The organism is Pseudoalteromonas sp. CO109Y, assembly GCF_004208935.1.
Taxonomy (GTDB): Bacteria; Pseudomonadota; Gammaproteobacteria; order Enterobacterales; family Alteromonadaceae; genus Pseudoalteromonas; species Pseudoalteromonas shioyasakiensis.
On the sequence record NZ_SGPD01000026.1, the window covers coordinates 1 to 6,703 of the forward strand.

General features: G+C 42.8%; 3 protein-coding genes and 2 tRNA genes. All 5 read left to right on the plus strand.

Features of this window, described 5'->3' with window-relative positions; all coding sequences use genetic code 11:
• Window position 1 precedes the first annotated feature (1 nt).
• Window positions 2-77, plus strand: a tRNA-Thr gene (locus tag EXT43_RS09975).
• Between the two features lie 34 nt (window positions 78-111).
• Window positions 112-187 (plus strand) — tRNA-Phe (locus EXT43_RS09980).
• 618 nt (window positions 188-805) lie between these two features.
• On the plus strand, window positions 806-2,212 hold the full coding sequence (locus EXT43_RS09990; RefSeq protein WP_062564938.1) for a TolC family protein: 1,407 nt from the start codon (window positions 806-808) through the stop codon (window positions 2,210-2,212).
• Window positions 2,213-2,214: 2 nt separating this feature from the next.
• A complete protein-coding gene (locus EXT43_RS09995) occupies window positions 2,215-3,453 on the plus strand; it encodes an efflux RND transporter periplasmic adaptor subunit (RefSeq protein ID WP_062564939.1) in 1,239 nt (412 codons plus the stop codon).
• Window positions 3,453-6,533 carry an efflux RND transporter permease subunit gene (locus EXT43_RS10000; RefSeq protein ID WP_130166874.1) on the plus strand — a complete coding sequence of 1,027 codons (3,081 nt, stop codon included), beginning with the start codon at window positions 3,453-3,455 and terminating at the stop codon, window positions 6,531-6,533. The genes EXT43_RS09995 and EXT43_RS10000 overlap by 1 nt, the downstream gene beginning before the upstream one ends.
• Window positions 6,534-6,703: the final 170 nt, after the last annotated feature.

Consider the following 6,703-nt stretch of genomic DNA (forward strand, 5'->3'; position numbering starts at 1 on the left):
TGCCGACTTAGCTCAGTTGGTAGAGCAACTGACTTGTAATCAGTAGGTCATCCGTTCAACTCGGATAGTCGGCACCATTTATTTAATAGTTAGCATCTAGCTAATTGTTTTGCCCAGATAGCTCAGTCGGTAGAGCAGAGGATTGAAAATCCTCGTGTCGGTGGTTCGATTCCGCCTCTGGGCACCATTTTTCCTAGCCTCGCAATCGCGAGGCTTTTTTGTTTCTGTCTCCTCCAAATCACGATTTTACATCCCGTAGGCGTGAAATTTAAAGAGCTATCAGCTTTCAGCCGTCAGCTATCAGATTTTAAATACATAAGTTAGCGAGTTAGAAAGGGGAAAGAGTAAAGGGTAAAGGTACGAGTTTCGAGGCCCAAGATACGAGTTGTAGGAGGCGTTTTAACGCCGAACAAAAATTCGATTTGGTAGGGTGACCCCTTTACGAATCCAAAACCAACACCAACACTATGCACCTAGCACCTAGCACCTAGCACCTAGCACCTAGCACCTAGCACCTAGCACCGTAGGCGTGAAATTTATTTCGCGCGAATAAGAATAATAAGTTCTTGTATAAAAGAAAAACTACATGGAAGATTTTCGATAGCTGATAGCTGATAGCTGATAGCTGATAGCTGATAGCTGATAGCTGATAGCTGATAGCTGATAGTTTGCAACTTATCTCCATTTTCCTACCATTCATCGTCCCCAAATGTCAGGCTGTGTAATGTTATGTAAAGTCAGTTGAGCAAAACTTAACGTGGTGCTTGAATTACACTCATAAATAGATGTTTTTCAGGTTTTTAGAATGAATTGGCAATATAAGCCGAGTTTATTGGCTTTAAGTGTAATTTTGCTAAGTGCATGTGCGAGCCAGCCGACTCACAATGAACGAGTTGCTGAGCTTGAGACTGTACCAAGTGCATGGCAGCAACTTCCTTCTGGCGACAAGGTGCTTGCTGTTGAAGACAACTGGTTGCAGCAATTACACGACCCTCAAGTTTTTAATTTAGTGGAGCAAGCATTAGCCCATAACCAAGCAATTTTACAAGCAGGTTATGATGTGGCAATTAAAGAGCAACAGCTTATTGCTGCTGGGGCCGATTTATGGCCAAGCCTTGATTTATCAACACGAGCGAGCCGTAGCAAAGATAATCGCCCTGTTAGTTATAACAACGCTAGTTCTGCATCATTAGAATTAAGCTACGAAGTTGATTTATGGGGCAAATTGTCGGCCTCAGAACGACAAGCAAATCTTGAATACCTAGCTGAAAAAGCCACATTTGCGCAAAGTAAACAACAATTAGTTGCTGATGTAGTAGCGGGTTGGTTTGATGTTATTACGAACCACAAGTTACTTGAGCTATATAAGCAGCGTGAGCAAAACGCTGAGAAAAATTTAGATATTATTGAGTCAGGTTATCGCCAAGGTTTAAATGAAGCGCTTGATGTTTATCTTGCTCGTAATGAGCTAAATACTGAGCGCTCGAATATTGCTGCACAGCAAGCTACCTTAACTAAGTCAATTCGCGATTTAGAGCGTTTAACAGGCCAATATCCTGCTGGGGCATTATTGGTTAGTGCCGATTTGCCACTACTTGAGAACACAATTCCTTTGGGTTTACCTTCAGAGCTTATCACCCGCAAGCCAGCGTTAATGGCAAGCTGGTATCAGTTGTTAAGTACTGATGCGGGACTTGCTTACGCGCACAAACAACGTTTTCCGAGCTTAAATCTTTCAGCATCTATCAGTGATAGCACAGATAGAGTGAGTGATTTATTTTCGCCTTCAAGCTTAGCTTGGTCACTGATTGGTAGTATCTCAATGCCGCTTTTTGAAGGTGGTCGCTTAAAAGCCAATGAAGAGCAGGCAAGGCTTAGCGTTAAACGTCAGGAGCAAGCTTACCTTGCCACACTCTATGATGCATTTAATGAAGTTGAAACTGCAATAAGTCAAGAGCAAGCCTTGAAAGTGCGTTATGAGAAAACCTTAGAAGCACAAGAAAATGCAATTGCCGCAGAGCGTTTGTCTTTTGAGCAATATCAAAGTGGTTTAGTAACATACACGACAGTGCTTGATGCGCAAGATCGCTCTTTTAACGCGCAAAGCTCTGTTATCGAACTCAAAAACCAACTTATTAAAAATAGAATCAACTTACACATTGCCCTTGGCGGTGACTTTAGTGAAGCAAATAGTGAAGTAGCAGAGCAATAATCATGAATACTAAGACACGTAAAATATTAATTCCATTGGTAGTGATCGTTGTGACGGTACTGCTTGTCATGTTTATTAAAGGTAACCCGCCGCAAGCAAATCGTTTTTCTTCACCACCGAAAGCGAAAGTAAATGTGGCTGTTAAAACTCTAACACCAGAAACTTATCAAGTAATGATTGATAGTTTTGGCACCGTAAAGCCACGTACGCAAAGTATGCTAGTCGCGCAGGCTTCAGGGCAAATTATCGAAATTAGTGAGCAATTTCGTGAAGGTGGCTTTTTCGAAAAAGGCGATGTGTTGTTGCAACTAGATGATAGAGATCACCGCGCCGAAGTAAAATCAGCACAAGCGACGCTATTAACCGCTGAGCAAAGCTTACTTGAAGAGCAAGCTCGTGGTCGTCAAGCAATTACTGATTGGGAGCGCTTAGGCAAGGGTGAACAAGCAAGTAGCTTGGTACTTCGTAAACCACAATTAGCAGCAGCCGAAGCCAGTGTGTTGTCTGCGCAAGCGACACTTGAAAAAGCGAAGCTTGATTTAGAGCGTACAAAGATCACAGCTCCATACGCGGGGCGAGTTTTAAGTCGCAGCGTAGACTTAGGGCAAGTGGTGAGTAATAACATGGAACTTGCTAGCATTTATGCGATTGATCGCGTTGAAATTCGCTTACCAATCAAAAATAAAGATTTGCCGTTCATTAACTTACCAGAGCAGTTTCGTGATGGCGCTAAAAATAGCGCGGGTTCACTCGTTAAATTCAGCTCAGATCTCGTTGGCAAACAGTATTGGCAAGGTCAAGTTATACGCACCGAAGGGGCTATAGATGAAAGTGCGCAGCAGCTTTATGTGGTTGCGCAAATTAACGACCCTTATAAAGCCACGACTGTGAATCAGTATCCAATTAAAATTGGTCAGTACATCAAAGCACAAATTACTGGTAAGGCGATAGAGAATGCCATTGTGATCCCAAATAGCGCAATTTACCAAGGCACCTATGTTTACGTAGAAGAGCAGGGTGTACTGCGTCGTAAAAATATTGCACTTGCTTGGCAAAACGCTAACCAAGCCGTTGTCGCTGATGGTTTGTCTGCAGGCGATAACTTGGTGATTACACCGCTTGGTCAAGTGAGTTCTGGTACGCAAGTTACCGTTATGGGTAGCGAAGAGTATCAGGCAACCAGAGCAAAAGCTAAGCGTTCAAGCAATCAACAGCCGCTTAAAGAGCAAGGAGCGCAATAATGATTGCTTGGTTTACAAAGAATCATGTTGCAGCAAACTTATTGCTGATCAGCATATTATTAGCGGGTTTATTTAGCGTTTCGACGCAAATACCACTTGAAGTATTTCCATCGTTTGAGTCTGACCGAATTAGTGTCAGTGTATCATTGCGCGGCTCTACGCCTGAAGATGTTGAAAAAGGGGTATCAATTCGCATAGAAGAAGCGGTGCAAGATCTTGAGGGAGTTAAGCGTATCACTAGCCGCTCTTCTGAAGGCTCTTCTTCGGTAAGTATTGAAGTTGAGACTGGGTATGATCCAAGAGAGCTGTTAGCTGATATTAAAAGTCGGGTTGATGCAATTAACACCTTTCCGGTCGATGCTGAAAAACCGATTGTTTCGCTTGCTGAGTGGAAGCGCGAAGTAATCGCCGTGACTGTTTCAAGTATCTATGGTGAAAAAGAAACGCTTGAATACGCCGAGACTGTACGCGATGAGCTTCTACGTTTGCCAAGTGTAACTCAAGTTGAGTTAAGCGGAGTGCGTGATTACGAAATTGCCATTGAAGTAAGCCAAGACACTTTACGCCAATACGATTTACGCTTATCGGACATTTCTTCAGCAATTAGCAATTCAAGTACTGATGTTTCAGCTGGTAACTTAAAAACACAAGGGGGTGATGTCCTCATTCGTTCAAAAGGTCAAGCTTATCGCAAAGATGAATTTGCTAATATAGTGGTAAAAAACCAAGCTGATGGCACAATTATTCGTTTAGGTGACATTGCTCGTATTAGCGATGATTTTGAAGAAACCCCTGTTCGCACTCGTTTTAATGGTAAGCAAGCTGCATTTATTGATGTGTATCGTATTGGCCCGCAAAGTGCGATTGAAGTTGCTGATGCGGTAAAAAATTACATAACTGAGCATCAGAGCCAGCTTCCAGAAGGGTTTGAGTTAAGTTATTGGGATGATGACTCAGAAGTTGTAAAAAGCCGAATAGCAACGCTTACCAGTAACGCAATTCAGGGCGGAATTTTAGTCCTGACACTACTCACCTTATTCTTGCGTCCAGCCATTGCATTTTGGGTATTTATTGGTATCCCAGTGTCGTTCATGGGGGCGTTTTTAATGATGCCAATATTTGGTATCACTCTTAATGTAATCAGCTTATTTGGTTTTATTTTGGTGTTAGGTATTGTTGTTGACGATGCCATAGTTACCGGAGAAAACGTCTATACCCATTTAAAAACTGCAGAAAGTGGTGAGCAAGCCGCTATTCGTGGAACGCAAGAGGTGGCAACTCCAGTCACCTTTGGTGTACTTACAACCGTTGCGGCATTTTTACCTCTCGCTTTTATTGAAGGTGCTCGAGGCGCCATTTTTGCACAAATTCCTGTCGTGGTTATTCCTGTTTTACTGTTCTCTTTGATTGAGTCTAAGTTTGTATTACCAGCACACTTAAAATACTTAAAGCTACGTCATGAAAAGGGCGAGCCATCGAGACTAGAGCGCCTTCAACAGCGTTTTGCCGATGGCTTTGAACACGCAATAATGAAGTATTACCAACCATTATTGAATCTAGCTTTAAAGAATAAAATGGCTACGGTTAGCTTATTTGTTGGGATTTTTGTAATTATTGTTACCTTGATCACAAGTGGTTGGACTAAATTTACCTTTTTCCCGCGTATTCCAAGTGAAACGGTACGTGCATCCGTAACTTTCCCTGCCGGAACACCGTTTGAAGTGACCAATAAATACGTCATTAAAATGTCAGACAAGGCAAAAGAATTACAAGATAAATACCGCGATGAAGAAGGTCAAAGTGTAATTCTAAATATTTTGGCAACCACAGGTGGCCGTGGTGGTTCGTCAAATACTGGTAGTGTTAGATTTGAGATTATGCCAGCAGAAAAGCGTGAATCAGATATAGGCTCACGAGAGCTTGCCAGCGAATGGCGTGATCTTATCGGTATTATACCAGGCGCAGAGAGTGTCACTTTCCGTGCTGAGTTTGGCCGAACATCTAGCCCGATTGATGTACAGCTAAGCGGTAGTTCAATCGACACCCTCGAAGCTGTTGCTGAAAAAGTTAAAGTGCGTTTATCGACCTATCCAACAGTGTACGAAATAGCCGATAGCATGTCAGATGGTAAAGAAGAGTTGCAAATTGAGCTGACAGAGCAGGGGTTAGCGCTTGGATTAAATCGTGTTGATGTATCGCAGCAAGTGCGTAACTCGTTCTTTGGTGCGCAGGTACAGCGCATTCAACGTGGGCGCGACGATGTGCGCGTAATGGTACGCTTACCGATTGAAGAGCGTCGCTCGGTTGCAGACTTAAAAGATATACTTATTAAAACACCAGCTGGTGGTACTGTGCCGCTTTCGCATGTGGCGACTTTAGTACCGGGGCAAAGCCCATCGTCTATTTATCGTATTGACCGCTATCGCACATTGAATGTCACAGCTGATGTTGAAAAATCAAATACCAATATGACGGTACTGCAAGCAGATTTAAAAACCTACTTAGATGAGCTCATGGTGCAATACCCAGGTGTTGATTACACACTCGAAGGTGAAGCCAAAGAGCAGCGAGAGTCATTTGGTTCACTGGCTTGGGGCCTGGTGTTTGTATTCTTTATTATTTATGCATTATTAGCGATACCGTTTAAATCATATTTGCAGCCATTAATTGTGATGAGTGTTATTCCGTTTGGCATGATAGGTGCGGTAATGGGTCACTGGGTAATGGGCATGGAGTTAACCATTATGAGCCTGCTTGGCATGTTAGCCTTGATAGGTGTGGTAGTGAATGACTCATTGGTACTGGTTGATTTTATTAATAAGAAGCGTGAAGAGGGCGGTGATTTACTGGAAACCGTTAAGCTTGCCGGTGCGGCACGTTTTCGCCCAGTAATGCTAACCAGTTTAACCACCTTTATTGGTTTAATGCCGCTGTTATTTGAAAAAGCAACGCAAGCACAATTCCTTATTCCAATGGCTGTAAGCCTTGGCTTTGGGATTATCTTCGCAACGCTTATCACCTTGCTATTAGTGCCAGTTAATTATCTATTAATGGAGCGCTTTCAAGGGTGGTTTAAGTAGGGGCGATAGGTTGAAAACATGTGTGTTGGGTAGAGTGAAATGAAACCCAACACACAGGAGCTATCAGCTTTCAGCCGTCAGCTATCAGAAAAATGATCTGACTCCATAAAAGTAGACACCTTTTTGGAGTCAGTAATCATGAAAGTAAAGTCACAGCGTAGATATTCCCT